Source organism: Actinomadura napierensis (genome assembly GCF_039529375.1).
GTDB classification, from domain to species: domain Bacteria; phylum Actinomycetota; class Actinomycetes; order Streptosporangiales; family Streptosporangiaceae; genus Spirillospora; species Spirillospora napierensis.
Window position 1 is genome coordinate 1 of sequence record NZ_BAAAMR010000180.1, and the last position, 12,765, is coordinate 12,765.

The 12,765-nt window shown below is 73.8% G+C and carries 17 protein-coding genes; 4 read left to right on the forward strand and 13 right to left on the reverse strand.

Features of this window, described 5'->3' with window-relative positions:
- The coding region (locus tag ABD296_RS46870; RefSeq protein WP_344284098.1) for a glycosyltransferase family 9 protein at positions 1-381 on the forward strand (381 nt) is incomplete at its 5' end.
- A gap of 9 nt (positions 382-390) precedes the next feature.
- Positions 391-1,347, forward strand: a complete 957-nt coding sequence (locus ABD296_RS46875) for an NAD-dependent epimerase/dehydratase family protein (protein ID WP_344284101.1) — start codon at positions 391-393, stop codon at positions 1,345-1,347.
- An 8-nt stretch (positions 1,348-1,355) separates the two neighbouring features.
- Here the strand turns inward: ABD296_RS46875 and ABD296_RS46880 are convergent, their stop codons facing one another.
- The 7 genes from ABD296_RS46880 to ABD296_RS46910 all read right to left on the reverse strand — a co-directional run bounded on the left by ABD296_RS46880 (position 1,356) and on the right by ABD296_RS46910 (position 5,409).
- Positions 1,356-2,243: a polysaccharide pyruvyl transferase family protein gene (locus ABD296_RS46880; protein ID WP_344284104.1), complete on the reverse strand. Its 888-nt coding sequence runs from the start codon at positions 2,241-2,243 to the stop codon at positions 1,356-1,358.
- A gap of 7 nt (positions 2,244-2,250) precedes the next feature.
- Positions 2,251-2,838 (reverse strand): DUF4142 domain-containing protein, encoded by a 588-nt coding sequence (locus ABD296_RS46885; RefSeq protein WP_344284107.1) that lies wholly within the window; start codon positions 2,836-2,838, stop codon positions 2,251-2,253.
- A gap of 198 nt (positions 2,839-3,036) precedes the next feature.
- Entirely contained in the window at positions 3,037-3,399 is a 363-nt protein-coding gene (locus ABD296_RS46890) for a fluoride efflux transporter FluC (RefSeq protein ID WP_208244125.1), read from the reverse strand.
- Entirely contained in the window at positions 3,396-3,746 is a 351-nt protein-coding gene (locus ABD296_RS46895; RefSeq protein WP_344284114.1) for a DUF190 domain-containing protein, read from the reverse strand. The genes ABD296_RS46890 and ABD296_RS46895 overlap by 4 nt, the downstream gene beginning before the upstream one ends.
- Positions 3,743-4,228 (reverse strand): fluoride efflux transporter FluC, encoded by a 486-nt coding sequence (locus ABD296_RS46900; RefSeq protein ID WP_344284117.1) that lies wholly within the window; start codon positions 4,226-4,228, stop codon positions 3,743-3,745. The genes ABD296_RS46895 and ABD296_RS46900 overlap by 4 nt, the downstream gene beginning before the upstream one ends.
- Positions 4,229-4,413: 185 nt before the next feature.
- Positions 4,414-4,875 (reverse strand): SRPBCC family protein, encoded by a 462-nt coding sequence (locus ABD296_RS46905; protein ID WP_344284120.1) that lies wholly within the window; start codon positions 4,873-4,875, stop codon positions 4,414-4,416.
- A gap of 93 nt (positions 4,876-4,968) precedes the next feature.
- Positions 4,969-5,409 (reverse strand): DUF6098 family protein, encoded by a 441-nt coding sequence (locus ABD296_RS46910; protein WP_344284123.1) that lies wholly within the window; start codon positions 5,407-5,409, stop codon positions 4,969-4,971.
- 159 nt (positions 5,410-5,568) lie between these two features.
- Here ABD296_RS46910 and ABD296_RS46915 point away from each other — a divergent pair, with 159 nt between their 5' ends.
- Positions 5,569-6,384 (forward strand): SigB/SigF/SigG family RNA polymerase sigma factor, encoded by an 816-nt coding sequence (locus tag ABD296_RS46915; RefSeq protein ID WP_344284126.1) that lies wholly within the window; start codon positions 5,569-5,571, stop codon positions 6,382-6,384.
- A gap of 6 nt (positions 6,385-6,390) precedes the next feature.
- Here the strand turns inward: ABD296_RS46915 and ABD296_RS46920 are convergent, their stop codons facing one another.
- Positions 6,391-7,251 carry a S1 family peptidase gene (locus ABD296_RS46920; protein ID WP_344284129.1) on the reverse strand — a complete coding sequence of 287 codons (861 nt, stop codon included), beginning with the start codon at positions 7,249-7,251 and terminating at the stop codon, positions 6,391-6,393.
- Between the two features lie 119 nt (positions 7,252-7,370).
- Here ABD296_RS46920 and ABD296_RS46925 point away from each other — a divergent pair, with 119 nt between their 5' ends.
- The gene (locus ABD296_RS46925; RefSeq protein ID WP_344284132.1) at positions 7,371-8,360 is read left to right on the forward strand and encodes a Gfo/Idh/MocA family protein; all 990 of its coding nucleotides are present in this window, start codon (positions 7,371-7,373) and stop codon (positions 8,358-8,360) included.
- Here ABD296_RS46925 and glpK read toward each other — a convergent pair.
- The 5 genes from glpK to ABD296_RS46950 all read right to left on the reverse strand — a co-directional run.
- Complete coding sequence (glpK, locus tag ABD296_RS46930) at positions 8,336-9,853, reverse strand: glycerol kinase GlpK (RefSeq protein WP_344284135.1); 1,518 nt, start codon at positions 9,851-9,853, stop codon at positions 8,336-8,338. The genes ABD296_RS46925 and glpK overlap by 25 nt on opposite strands.
- 39 nt (positions 9,854-9,892) lie before the next feature.
- Entirely contained in the window at positions 9,893-10,741 is an 849-nt protein-coding gene (locus tag ABD296_RS46935) for an MIP/aquaporin family protein (RefSeq protein ID WP_344284137.1), read from the reverse strand.
- A 74-nt stretch (positions 10,742-10,815) separates the two neighbouring features.
- Positions 10,816-11,163 (reverse strand): hypothetical protein, encoded by a 348-nt coding sequence (locus ABD296_RS46940; protein WP_344284140.1) that lies wholly within the window; start codon positions 11,161-11,163, stop codon positions 10,816-10,818.
- Between the two features lie 112 nt (positions 11,164-11,275).
- Positions 11,276-11,779, reverse strand: a complete 504-nt coding sequence (locus tag ABD296_RS46945) for a MarR family winged helix-turn-helix transcriptional regulator (RefSeq protein WP_344284143.1) — start codon at positions 11,777-11,779, stop codon at positions 11,276-11,278.
- 58 nt (positions 11,780-11,837) lie between these two features.
- Positions 11,838-12,765 (reverse strand): FUSC family protein (locus ABD296_RS46950; protein ID WP_344284146.1); only part of this gene is annotated, 928 nt, incomplete at its 5' end.

A 12,765-nucleotide genomic window follows, 5' to 3' on the forward strand; every position in this document is an offset into this window, starting at 1 on the left:
CGCGTCGTCGTCACCGGCGGCCCCGGCGAGGCGCCGCTCGCGCGCGAAGTCGTCGAGCTCGCCGGGCTCGACCCGCTCAACGACCTGTCGGGCCGCACCCACCTGCCGGAGCTGGCCGCGCTGGCCGCGGGCGCCCGGCTGGTGGTGTGCGGCGACACCGGGGTCGCGCACCTCGCCACCGCCTTCCACACCCCGTCGGTGCTGCTGTTCGGGCCGACGCCGCCCGCGCGGTGGGGTCCACCCGACCGCGCCGAGCACCGGGTGCTGTGGGCCGGGCGGTGCGGCGACCCGCACGGCCGCGAGCCCCATCCGGGTCTGCTGGAGATCTCCGCGGACGAGGCCGTCGAGGCCGCCGGGAAGGCGCTCACGCTACACGCTTAGGAGGAACTGATGAGGCATCCCCGCGCCGTCGTGACCGGAGGGTCCGGCTTCCTCGGCTCGCACCTGTGCGAGGCGCTGCTGGCGCAGGACATCTCGGTGGTCTGCCTGGACAACCTGCTGACCGGGACGTCCCGCAACATCGCGCACCTGACCGACCGGCGGGACTTCCGGTTCCTCAGGCGCGACCTGACCGAGCCCGTGCACGTGCCCGGCGACGTCGGCTACGTGTTCCACCTGGCGTCGTCGGCGTCCCCGGCGGACTACCTGCGCTACCCGATCCAGACGCTGGAGGTGGGGAGCCAGGGCACCCGCAACGCGCTGGAGCTCGCCGAGGAGAAGGGCGCCCGGTTCGTGCTGGCCTCCACCTCCGAGGTGTACGGGGACCCGCTGGTGCACCCGCAGCCGGAGACGTACTGGGGCAACGTCAACCCGGTCGGGCCGCGCAGCGTCTACGACGAGGCCAAGCGGTTCGGCGAGGCGCTGACGTCGGCGTTCCGGCACTCCCGCGGCCTGGACACCGCGATCGTGCGGATCTTCAACAGCTACGGGCCGCGGATGCGCCCCGACGACGGCCGGGCGATCCCGACGTTCCTGCGGCAGGCGCTGACCGGCGAGGACCTCACCGTGACCGGGGACGGCTCGCAGACCCGGTCGATCTGCCACGTCTGCGACACCGTCCGCGGCATCATCGCGCTCGCCATCTCCGAGCACCCGGGGCCGGTCAACATCGGCAGCCCCTACGAGATCTCGATGGCCGACCTCGCCCGGGTCGTCATCGAGCTGACCGGGTCGCCGTCGCAGATCCGGTTCGTCGACCGGCCGCAGGACGACCCGAAGGTACGGCGGCCGGACACCACTCTCGCCGAGGAGCTGCTCGGCTGGCGCCCGCGGTTCGGCATCGAGGACGGGCTGCGCTCCACCATCGAGTGGTTCTCCCGCGAGCTGCTCGTCGCCCGCCCCGCCTAGGCGCGCGTCTAGGCGCGCAGGGCGGCCAGCAGGTCGGCGAGGAGGGCGTCGGACGGGGGACCCGCGGGGACCCGGCCGGCGCCCTCCGGCGACAGGCACCACCGCCACCACCGGTCCAGCTCAGCCGGGTCCAGCAGCGGCGGCTCGTCCCGCTCGCCGCTCGTGACCAGCGCCGGCCACGACCAGGCGCGCGCCTGCGCGGCGACCTTGGCGCCGCCGGCCACCGGGTCGACGGCCAGCGCGGGGACGCCGTTCTTCAACGCCAGGACGAGCCCGTGCAGCCGGGTGGTGACGACCACGTCCAGGCGGCACAGCGCGGACTCCAACTCGGCGGCGGTGGAGAACAGCCGCCAGTCGCGCGGGTCGAGCCGGGTGTCGAGGGGAAGCCGCGCGCACTCGCGGTCGGCGAGCCACTCGGTGAGCTCGGCCTGGATGCGGTCGTGGCGGCGGCGCGTCCCGTACTCGCGCTGCCCCGGGGCGAGGACGACGCCCGCGACGGGCACCCGCGCGCTCTCCGAAAGCGCCGCCAGGTCGTGGCGCGGCGCGGACCTCGGGTCGTCCCTCGGCAGGACGGCGTCGAAGCCGGTGACGGCGGGGTCGTCCGGATCGATGACGGACACGCCGACCGCGACGCGCTGGCAGCGCGCGTACCGGTCGTGCAGTTCCTCGATCTGGGCGCCGTGCAGCGGCCCGCAGGCGAACACCAGGTGGGTGTAGCCGGACGGCTCCGCCCGGTCGAGGTCGAGGCCGCCCGGCCGGAACACCGGGCTCCAAGCCAGGTCGCAGCCGATCCCCGCGCCGTCGAGCGCGCGCCGGACGGCCTCCATCGCCAGGACGTCCCCCGCCGTCGCCTCACCGTGCAGGAAGCTCGGCCATCCGGTCACCAGTGCCCGCACGCCGCGCTCAGCTGCCCTGGGCCTGCTGCAGGTTCGCCAGATGCTTCTGCAGGGTCGGCAGGACGCTGGAGGCCAGGCTCTTCACCGCCGGGGACGAGCCCTTGGCGATCTCGGTCCGCGTCTTGGCGATCGCCTGCTCGTGCCCGCCGATCATCGCGCTGAGCCAGTCGCGGTCGAACCCGCGCCCCGAGCCCTTCTTCAGGTCGTCCGCCTGCTGGAGCTGGACGTTGGACGGCGCGTTCGGCACCTCCACCCCGAGCCGGGACGCGGTCGCGGTGAGCTTCGCGTCGGCCGCCGTGTGGTCCTGCACGAGCATCGCGCCCAGCGACTTGATCTGGGACGTCGTCCCCTTCTGCTGGGCGAGCCGGCCGGCGGAGATCTCCGCGAGGTCGGCCTGCCGGGTGTCGCGGAGCCAGGTCCTGTCCTGGTCCGACACCGGCGCGGTGGGGGCGTTCGGCGACGCGGCGGGGGCGGACGCCGGCGACGAGGCCGCGGCCGGCGCGGCGTCGTGGCTCGTCCCGCCTCCGCAGCCCGCGGCGGCGGTTGCGACCGCGGCGGCGGTGAGCGCCGCCGCGAGCAGGCTCCTGCGAGTCATCTCGATCCCTCCCATCGGTGGCACGCTGATGCCTGCTACCCGGGGACGGCGGTCCCATGTCCGGGACAGTGAGACACCTGGCGGTTTACCGAACGGGCCGAGGGGGCACAGTTACGTCGCGGCCCACTCGCCGGCCAGGTTCTGCCAGGTCCTTCGGTCAGCGAGCCTGGGCCGCGCCATGGTCGCGGCGGCGGGCGGTCAGCCCGTGAACGCCTGCGCGAGGGCCATGCCGCAGTAGGCCGCGCCGAGCCCGCCGGCGATGCTCGCGCCCGCGTTGAGGACCGCGTAGAAGCGCGCGCCGTCCTCGGCCAGCCGCAGCGTCTCGTAGCCGAACGTGGAGTAGGTCGTCAGGGCGCCGCAGAAGCCGGTCCCGGCGAACGCCATCGGCCCCCCGGTCGCGGGCAGCGCCGCCAGGAAGCCCAGCAGCGCCGACCCCGCCACGTTGACGGTGAACGTCCCCCACGGGAACACCGAGTCGTGGCGCGCCTGGACGGCCCGGTCGGTGAGGTAGCGCAGCGGCGCGCCCAGTGCCGCCCCCAGCGCGATCAGCAGGACGGTCACGCCCCGCCCTCCGCGCCGCGGCCCGTGTAGCGGATCACCTCGACCGGATCGATGATCACCAGGCCCTCCTCGACCAGCTCGTCCAGCTGCGGCAGGAAGCCGCGGATCTTCGGCTCGGCGTCCACGATCACGATCACCATCGGCAGATCCTCCGACAGCGACAGGATGCGGGAGGTGTGGATGCGGCTGGACGCGCCGTACCCCTCGCACCCGCGCAGCACGCTGGCGCCCGCGAGCCCGGCCCGGTGGGCGCGGTGCACGATCTCGGTGTACAGCGGCCGGTGGTTCCACCGGTCGCTCTCCCCGACGAAGACGGTCAGCCGCAGCGCCGGGCCCTGGATCCTCATGAGCGCTCCCTCCGGCGCGCCTGGACGGCGAGGCGGGTCAGCCGGACGCCCGCGAACACCGCGGCGAGCGCGGCGGCGAGCGTCCCCCCGAGGTACCACAGTCCCACGCCCGGCGCCCCGGCGGACAGGGCCTTCTGGAAGTCGACGACGTGCGTGGAGAACGTGGTGTAACCGCCCAGCACCCCGACGCCGAGGAACGGCCGGACGAGCCGGTGCACCCGCCAGACCTCGGTGATCAGCACCATCAGCGCGCCGATCACCAGGCAGCCGGACACGTTGACGCAGAACACCGGCCAGGGGAACTCCCCCGGACGGTACGGCAGCGCCTCGGTGAGCCCGTACCGGGCGAGCGCCCCGAGGACCCCGCCGGCCGCGATCGACGCGAGCGTCGCCCAGGGCGCCCGGCGCAGCTCGAACCGCTGCCGCGGAACGCTGAGATCGATGTCGGGATCGACGGGACGGCCTGTGACGGCGTCGGGCACGGCACACTCCTACCAGCGGGAACCTCGGTCACCGGTAGGGACCGTTGGCGGCGCGCACCGCGGTTCTCCCCCGTCGCGGGGACGGCGGGCCCCACCGCCGTCGCGCTCTTTCTCACTGGAGCGCGGCGTCCAGTCTACCGATCACCGCAAGCGGACCCGGCCGGGCCCCGGCGCTCCGTGCCCGGTCAGGGCCCGGGACGGTCGACCTTGCCGCGCCACCCGCCCGTCTGCACGCCGCGCGCCTCGAGGAACGCCTTGAAGCGCTGCAGATCGCCCTTGACCCGGCGGTTGAGCGCGCCGATCTTGTCGCCGGCCTTCTCCGCGAACCCCTCGGGGGCGAACTCCATCTGCGCGGTGACGCGGGTGGTGTCGTCGTCCAGGCGGTGGAACGTCACCACGCCGGCGTGCGTGGGGCCCTCCAGCGAGGTCCACGCGACGCGCTCGTCCGGCAGTTGCTCGGTGATCCGCGCGTCGAACTCGCGCACGGCCCCGGCGACCCGGACGGTCCAGTGCAGCGTGGTGTCGTCCAGCTGGCGGACCTCTTCGACGCCCTCCATGAACCGCGGGAACTCCTCGAACTGCGTCCACTGGTCGTAGGCGACGCGGATCGGAACGGTGACGTTGACCGACTCGGTGATCGTGCTCACGGGGCTCCCCTTCATCCGTCACCCGCCCGCTACCCGCGTCGCAACCCTCTACACGGGCGACCCTCTATACGGGCGCGTCCGCACGGGCGCCCGTCAGGGGTGCTCGCGATCCAGCGGCCCCCAGACACCGCGCCTCTCGCGTTCGATGACGTCGGTGGCCTCGTCCAGGACCTGCTTGCCGACGAGGGCGACCGGCCGCACGCGGGCGACCAGGGGCTCGTTGTCGGGGCCGCGGCCGACCTCCTCGCCCTCCAGCACCCACGGCCGGGCACCCTCGGCGCGCGCCCGTTCCAGGTGGGAGTAGTCGTGCAGCCGGCGCGCCACCCACAGGACCGTGGACCTGTCGCCCCACCAGGGCTCGACGGCGAGCGGGTTCGCCGACAGCCCCGGCAGTTCGGCGCCCGTCAGCCCGTCCGTGCTGTTGGGGCTGGACAGGTCGGCCTCGGGCCCGGCCGACCAGCGGACGAACAGCCCGGGCCGGGCGTCCAGCAGTTCGGCGAGCCGGTCCAGGGTGGTGATCTCCTCGAGCGCCATGCGCCCCCTGTTCCCCGCTCTCCCCACTCGATTCCCCCCTCCGCCTGCGCGGATACCGGCCCCCGGTGTGAGGGGCCGATCACCGGGTAAAGAGGGCGCAGCCGAAGCGCTCAGCGCCTCCGACTCCCCCGGCCCCGACAGCGAAGGAGGGCGACCCCCATGACGTCGGCGCTTCCGTCCGGCTCCGCCCCACCCGGCGAGCGGGTCCCGCGGTTCGGGGACGGTCAGGCGGAGCTGCTGCTGGCCGAGATGAACCGGCTGGCGGACGACGACCCGCGGCGCGAGACGCTGCGGGCGCGCATCGTGGAGATGCACGTCCCGCTCGTGCGGGGCATCGCGCGCCGGTACGCCAATCGGGGAGAGCCGCTGGACGACCTGCAGCAGGTCGCCTACCTGGGCCTGGTCAAGGCCATCAACCGGTTCGACCCCGAGGTGGGCGACCGGTTCGTCACCTACGCCTACCCGGTGGTGACGGGCGAGGTGAAGCGGCACTTCCGGGACAAGACGTGGGGCGTGCGGGTGTCGCGGCGCATCCAGGAGCTCCGCCCGGTGCTGCAGAGCACCGTCCAGGAGTTCACCCGCGCGCACGGCCGCTCCCCCACGACGCGCGAGATCGCCGCCCTCCTGGAGATCACCGAGGAGGAGACGGTCGAGGTCATCATCGCCTGCGACGCCTACCGGCCGCTGTCGCTGGAGGCCCCGGCGGACGGCGCCGCCGGCGGCGACGCGGCGACGGTCGGCGAGCGGCTCGGCTCCGACGACCCCGCCCTGCAGAACCTCATCGACGGCAACGCGCTCCGCCCGCTGATCGACGAGCTGCCCGAGCGCGAGCGCACGATCCTGCTGCTGCGCTTCTTCGGCAACAAGACGCAGACGCAGATCGCCGAGCAGGTCGGCCTGTCGCAGATGCACGTGTCGCGGCTGCTGCGCGCGACGCTCGAGCGGCTGCGCGGCGGGCTGCTCGCGGAGGGCTGACGCGGGTCAGGGCCGCGGCAGGGCGCAGGACCTGCCCAGCACCACGTCGCCGCCCTTGCCGAGGCAGCGGGCGAGCAGGTAGGTCTGCTGGGCGTAGTGGGTGCCGTGCCGCACGGTGACGTTCCCCTTGCGGTCGACCTCGCACGGGTTGTTCAGCGTGCAGCGCTCACCGTCGTCGTTGCCGGTGTTGTTGACGGCGACGACGTGATGCGTCCTGGCGTCGACGACCGGGGAGCCGGACGTGCCGTGGATCGTCTGGCACTGCGGCGCGTACCGGATGGAGTCCTTCCAGGTCCACCCGGCCTCCCGAAGCCGGTGCACGGTCCCGTCGATCTTGCAGCCGTAGATCGCCTTCCAGTACCCCGAAACGACCCGGATCTCGGTGCCCTCGTGCGGCCTGGCCGTCGACAGCCGAAGCGCCGGGACGCCGTACCGCTTGCGGATGGCGGCATAGCTCTCGTCCAGCCGGTACACGGTCACGTCGGTGTCGGTCATGGTGGAGTACTCGACCCGGGTGGCCTTCAGCGTGCCGAGCGTCGTGCGGCCCGTCCGGTCGAGCAGCGTGAACGTCCGGGCGGACGGCCGGTCGACGATGACCTGCCCGGGCTTGGGCATCCCGCCCTCCAGGCAGTGGCCGTTGGTCAGGACCAGGGCCCTGTCGGAGTCGCGCGACCGCGGGCCCCGCACGAGGGAGCCCGAGCAGTTGCTGAGCGCGACGATCCCGGTGAAGTCGACCTCGCCGCGGCCGGCCGGCCCGGACGCCCGCGCCGGCTCCGGCCGTGCCGCCGCGGTGCCCGGGGCGGACAGCACGGTGGCGCCGGCGACGGCGATCGTCGCGGCGGCGGCTCCGGTGAGTCGTCGGTTCATGAGGTTCCTCTCGGGCGGGCCAGGCACGGAGGGTGTCCGGCCGGTGACGGCGCTGTCCCGGCGGATGCTAGATCATCTCGGCGGCGCGGTGAAGGACCGCCACCCCGTACGATCGGCCCATGACCGACTCACCGCTGCGCTGGGGGATCCTGGGCACGGGCGGCATCGCCGCCGTGTTCACCGAGGACGTGCTGCGCCTGCCCGGCCACGAGGTCGTCGCCGTGGGCTCGCGCTCGCACGGCACCGCCGCCGCGTTCGCCGAGCGGTACGGCGTCCCCCGGGCGCACGGCTCCTACTCCGATCTCGCCGCGGACGACGGCGTCGACGTGGTGTACGTCGCCACACCGCACCCCATGCACTACGAGCCGGCGCGGCAGTGCCTGGAGGCGGGCCGGGCCGTGCTGGTGGAGAAGCCGTTCACCACCGGCGCCGCCGACGCCGAGAAGCTGGCCGCGCTCGCCCGCGAGCGCGGCGTGTTCGCCATGGAGGCCATGTGGACGCGGTTCAGCCCGCTCGTCCGGCGGCTGCGTGACCTGGTCTCCGAGGGCGCCATCGGTGATGTGACGGCCGTGTACGCCGACTTCTCCATCGCGGCGGCGTTCGAGGCCGGGCACCGGCTGTGGTCCCCGGAGCTGGGCGGCGGCGCGCTGCTCGACCTCGGCTGCTATCCGCTGTCGTTCACCTGGCCGCTGCTCGGCGCGCCCGCGTCCGTGCAGGCCACCGCGGCGCCCGCGCCGACCGGGGTGGACGCCAACACCGGCGTCCTGCTCGGGTACGCCTCGGGCGCGGTGGCGCTGCTGCACTGCGGCCTGATGGGCGACTCGCCGCACGCCGCGACCGTGGTCGGGACACGGGGCCGCATCGACGTCGCGTCCCCGTTCTACCGGCCGGCGTCGATGACGGTCGTGCGGGCCGGCGGCGACCCGGAGGTCCTCACCGCGGACATCGAGGGGCACGGCTACACCTACCAGGCGCAGGAGGTGGCGCGCTGCCTGCGCGCCGGCCTCACCGAGTCGCCGCTGATGCCGCTGGACGAGACCGTCGCCATCCTGCGGACGATCGACGAGATCCGCGCCCAATTCGATCAGTCGACGTCCACCCAGCCGTAAGTGCGCTCGACCGCCTTTTTCCAGCCGGTGTAGCCCTTCTCGCGCTGCTCGTCGCCCCAGGTGGGCAGCCAGCGCTTGTCCTCGTTCCAGTTCTGGCGCAGCTCGTCGGTGGTGTCCCAGAACCCGACCGCCAGGCCGGCGGCGTAGGCGGCGCCGAGCGCGGTGGTCTCGGCGACCACCGGACGCGACACCGGCACGCCGAGGATGTCGGCCTGCATCTGCATGCACAGCTCGTTCGCCGTCACGCCGCCGTCGACCTTCAGCACGTCCAGCGAGACGCCGGAGTCCTCGCGCATGGCCTCGACGACGTCGCGGGACTGGTAGCAGATGGATTCGAGGGTGGCGCGGGCCAGGTGGGCGTTGGTGTTGAACCGCGACAGCCCGACGATGGCACCGCGCGCGTCCGACCGCCAGTACGGCGCGAACAGGCCAGAGAACGCGGGGACGAAATACACGCCGCCGTTGTCTTCCACCTGCCGGGCCAGATTCTCGCTCTGCGCGGCGCCGGAGATGATGCCGAGCTGATCGCGCAGCCACTGCACCGCCGACCCGGTCACCGCGATGGAACCCTCCAGCGCATACACCGTCGGGTGGTCGCCGAACTTGTAGCAGACGGTCGTGAGCATGCCCGCCTTGGAGCGGACGAGTTCCTCACCGGTGTTGAGCAGCAGGAAGTTGCCGGTGCCGTAGGTGTTCTTGGCCTCGCCGGGCGAGAAGCACACCTGGCCGACGGTGGCGGCCTGCTGGTCGCCGAGGATGCCGGTCAGCGGCACCTCGCCGCCGAGCGGGCCGTTCGCCCTCGTCACGCCGTACGGGTCGGGCGCCGACGACGGCTTGATCTCCGGCAGCATCGAGCGCGGGATGCCGAAGAACGACAGCAGCTCGTCGTCCCAGTCGAGGGTCTCCAGGTCCATCAGCATGGTGCGGCTGGCGTTGGTGACGTCGGTGACGTGCACGCCCCCGTCCGTCCCGCCCGTCAGGTTCCACAGCACCCAGGTGTCCATGTTGCCGAAGACGGCGTCGCCGTTCTCCGCCGCCTCCCGCACCCCGTCGACGTTCTCCAGGATCCACTGGACCTTGCCGGCGGAGAAGTACGTGGCCGGCGGCAGGCCGGCGCGGTGCCGGATCGTCTTGCCCCGGCCATCGCGTTCCAGCGCGGAGGCGATGCGGTCGGTGCGGGTGTCCTGCCAGACGATCGCGTTGTAGTACGGCCGCCCGGTGCGGCGGTTCCACACCAGCGTCGTCTCCCGCTGGTTGGTGATCCCGAAGGCGGCGAGGTCGTCGTGGTGCAGGTTCGCCTTGTTCAGCGTCGTCTGGATGACCGCGCGGGTGCGTTCCCAGATCTCGGTGGGGTTGTGCTCGACCCAGCCGGCCCGCGGCAGGATCTGCTCGTGCTCGAGCTGGTGGCGGGCGATCTCGTTGCCGCCGTGATCGAAGATCATGAACCGGGTGCTGGTGGTGCCCTGGTCGAGCGCTCCGACGAAGTCGGCCATGCGGGCTCTGCCTTTCTGCGCGGGGACGGGAAGCGCCCGTCACTCAACGTCGTACTCGGGCCTCGGCTCGACGCCCCCGGGGCCCTCCTCCGGGATGTGCCGGCCGATGAACAGCAGGTACAGGCCGGCGCCCAGCACGCCGCCGATCAGCGGCCCGACGATCGGCACCCAGAAGTACACGTCTCCGTACTGGTCTCGCCAGGCGCCGTGGTAGCCGGTGATGAACTGCGCCAGGCGCGGCCCGAAGTCGCGCGCGGGGTTGATCGCGTACCCGGCGTCCGACCCGAACGCCATCCCGATCGCGACCACGACCAGGCCGATGATGAGCGGCGCCATGTTGGCCAGCGGCGGCGAGTTGCGCAGGTCGGTGAGCGCGAGGATCAGGAACAGCAGGATCGCCGTGCCGATGACCTGGTCGCGGAAGGCGCCCCAGGTGTGGATCGGCAGCGAGCCGTTGCCGGGCATGGTGGAGAACACGAACTGGCTCTTGGCGGTGTGCCCCGGGTCGAACTTGTGCAGGATCTCGCTGTAGTCCCAGCGGACGATCAACGCGGCGACGAACGCGCCGAGGAACTGGGCGAAGATGAACGGGATCACCTTGCGCCAGGCGAAGCCCTTGAAGACGGCCAGCGCGACGGTCACCGCCGGGTTCAGGTGCCCGCCGCTGAGCCGCGCCGACACGTAGACACCGAGCGTGACCGCGAGGCCCCAGGCCCAAGCGATGGCGTCGTGGCCGCCGAGGCTCTGCGGCTCCCCGAGACCGCTGCCCGCGACGGCCTGGGCGACGACGCCGACCCCGAACAGGATGAGGATGAGCGTCCCGGCGAACTCCGCGGACATCTCGATGACGATCTCCGGGAGCCTCCGGGCTGTCGGCGGCGCGGTCATCTCTCCTCCTCCGGGGTGTGACGCAGGGCACAGCAAATGATCACTGTCCGCGTTCCTTCCCCGGCGGACGGCGGCTACACGGCCCGGTACCGGTCAGCGTGCGCGGCGGCGTCCGGAAGGGCCTCCGCGAGCCACCAGGACGGCCGGTTCCGCGCGACCTTCGCGTGCAGCAGCATCGGCCGGTCCCGGGGTCCGGACAGCCAGCCGGACAGGGCCGCCAGGTCGTCCGTCCGGCGGACCGACGCCGCCGCGCAGCTGTAGCCGCGGCCGATGGCGGCCACGTCGGCGGGCGGGAACGTGACGGTGCCGAGCGTATGGCCGGCCGGAGCCGGCGCGCAGGTGGGGCCGATGGCGCGCGGCGCTCGCTCCGGCGGAGCGGTGCGGCCGGTGGCGTCGGCGAGGGGCTGGGCGAGGACGGGCATCGTTCCTCGGGGCGGCGCGTACAGGCTGGGGGTTCGCGCGGAGTTCTCCGAACGTATCGCGAATGCCTCTGTTCGCAGGGTCACCCGGCGCAGGTCCGCCCGCGCCGCCGCGCTATCCGATCAGGCCGCCGAGCCTTCCCTCCAGGACGACGAGCAGCTCGGCGAGCGCGCCCGCCAACTCCTCCCGCCGCTTCTCCGGCAGCCCCGACAGCAGCGCGGACTCGTACCCGACCTGCTCGGGCATGATCCGGTCGATGAGCGCCTGCCCGTCCTCGGTGAGCGCGAGGTGCTGGACGCGCCGGTCCCGCTCATCGGGGCGCCGCTCGACGAGGCCGCGCTCCTGGAGCCGGCGGACCCGCTTGGTCACCGCGGCGCCGGAGGAGAACGTCTCGCGGGCGAGCCGGGTCGGGGTGACGCCGGGCCCGAGCCGGCGCAGCGCGGTCAGCACGTCGAACTCCGCCCGGACGAGTCCCTCGCGGCTCAGCGGGCCCTCCTCGGCCTGCTGCAGCAGCGCGGCGCAGCGGGTGATCCGCCCGATCACCTCCAGCGGGGCGGTGTCCAGCCCCGGGTGGACGGCCCGCCACTGCCGGATCACCTCGGCGACCACGTCCTCCACGCCCGGCTCCCCCTCGGCGCTGTCACATCCGCGTCCCGTCCGGGTGATCGTACGCCCGTCACGCCGCCCGGACGGCCGGGGCGCGTGCGGGAGCGAGCGCCGCGAGCGCCCGGTGCCCCTCGCGTTCGGCCCGCTCGACCCGCTCCTCGGGCAGCGCGCCCTGCCACCATTCGCCGGACGCGCCGTCCACCGCGTCGCGCAGTTCCACCAGCGCGGACGTGAGCCGCTCGCGCGCCCTGGCAAGCCGCGGCGGGTCCGCGGCGGCGCCGAGCGTCCGGGCGGCGGCCGTCGCGGCGTCCACCCGGTCGAGCGCGGCGGCGATCCGGCCGGAGGCGCGGCGGTTGGTGACGAGCGCGCAGCTCAGCAGCCCGGCGGCCACGCCCACGCAGGTGTCCAGCCAGCGCTCGCCCGCCAGCCGCCCGGCGGGCTGGAGCCCGGCCATCTCGACCATCAACAGCGCCATCGGCGTCACGAACACGCTGCCGAGCCAGTAGTTGCGGGCCATGGTGGCCTCGGTGCAGAACTGCAGCGCCATCACGGCGGCGACCAGCGCGAGACCGCCCGCGCGGGTCGTCGGGAGCAGGACGGTGAACAGCGCGAGACCGGCCAGGTTGCCGACGGCGCGCTGGAGGCCGCGGCGCCAGCTCAACGTGATGTTGGCCTGGAAGATGGCGGCGGCGGTCACGACCGCCCAGTAGGGGCGGCCCACGCCGAGCGCCGGCGACGCCCAGTCGCCCAGCGCGGCGCCGAGCGCCACGCGCGCGGCGATGGGGAGCAGCGGCGACCCGGGCCGCAGCGCCTGCAGCACGCCCCAGATCCCGCGCGGCGGGACGGCGGCGCGCTCGGCGGCGATCCCCGCGAGCTCGTCCTCCTCCCCCGGACGGGCGGGCGGCCTGGGCACGGGCCGGTTGCGGCGCAGGTCCGCGGCCCAGCCGGCGAGCCGGTCCGGGTCGTCCGGGGCCCCGGCGGCGGCGGGCCCCCCGGGG

Bases quoted from the DNA above. Each gene is read 5' to 3' on its own strand.
- ABD296_RS46885 (WP_344284107.1), bottom strand. From the start codon at position 2,838: ATGACTCGCAGGAGCCTGCTCGCGGCGGCGCTCACCGCCGCCGCGGTC.
- ABD296_RS46915 (WP_344284126.1), top strand. From the start codon at position 5,569: ATGACGTCGGCGCTTCCGTCCGGCTCCGCCCCACCCGGCGAGCGGGTC.
- ABD296_RS46925 (WP_344284132.1), top strand. From the start codon at position 7,371: ATGACCGACTCACCGCTGCGCTGGGGGATCCTGGGCACGGGCGGCATC.
- ABD296_RS46895 (WP_344284114.1), bottom strand. From the start codon at position 3,746: ATGAGGATCCAGGGCCCGGCGCTGCGGCTGACCGTCTTCGTCGGGGAG.
- ABD296_RS46910 (WP_344284123.1), bottom strand. From the start codon at position 5,409: ATGGCGCTCGAGGAGATCACCACCCTGGACCGGCTCGCCGAACTGCTG.
- ABD296_RS46940 (WP_344284140.1), bottom strand. From the start codon at position 11,163: ATGCCCGTCCTCGCCCAGCCCCTCGCCGACGCCACCGGCCGCACCGCT.
- ABD296_RS46920 (WP_344284129.1), bottom strand. From the start codon at position 7,251: ATGAACCGACGACTCACCGGAGCCGCCGCCGCGACGATCGCCGTCGCC.
- glpK (WP_344284135.1), bottom strand. From the start codon at position 9,853: ATGGCCGACTTCGTCGGAGCGCTCGACCAGGGCACCACCAGCACCCGG.
- ABD296_RS46935 (WP_344284137.1), bottom strand. From the start codon at position 10,741: ATGACCGCGCCGCCGACAGCCCGGAGGCTCCCGGAGATCGTCATCGAG.
- ABD296_RS46875 (WP_344284101.1), top strand. From the start codon at position 391: ATGAGGCATCCCCGCGCCGTCGTGACCGGAGGGTCCGGCTTCCTCGGC.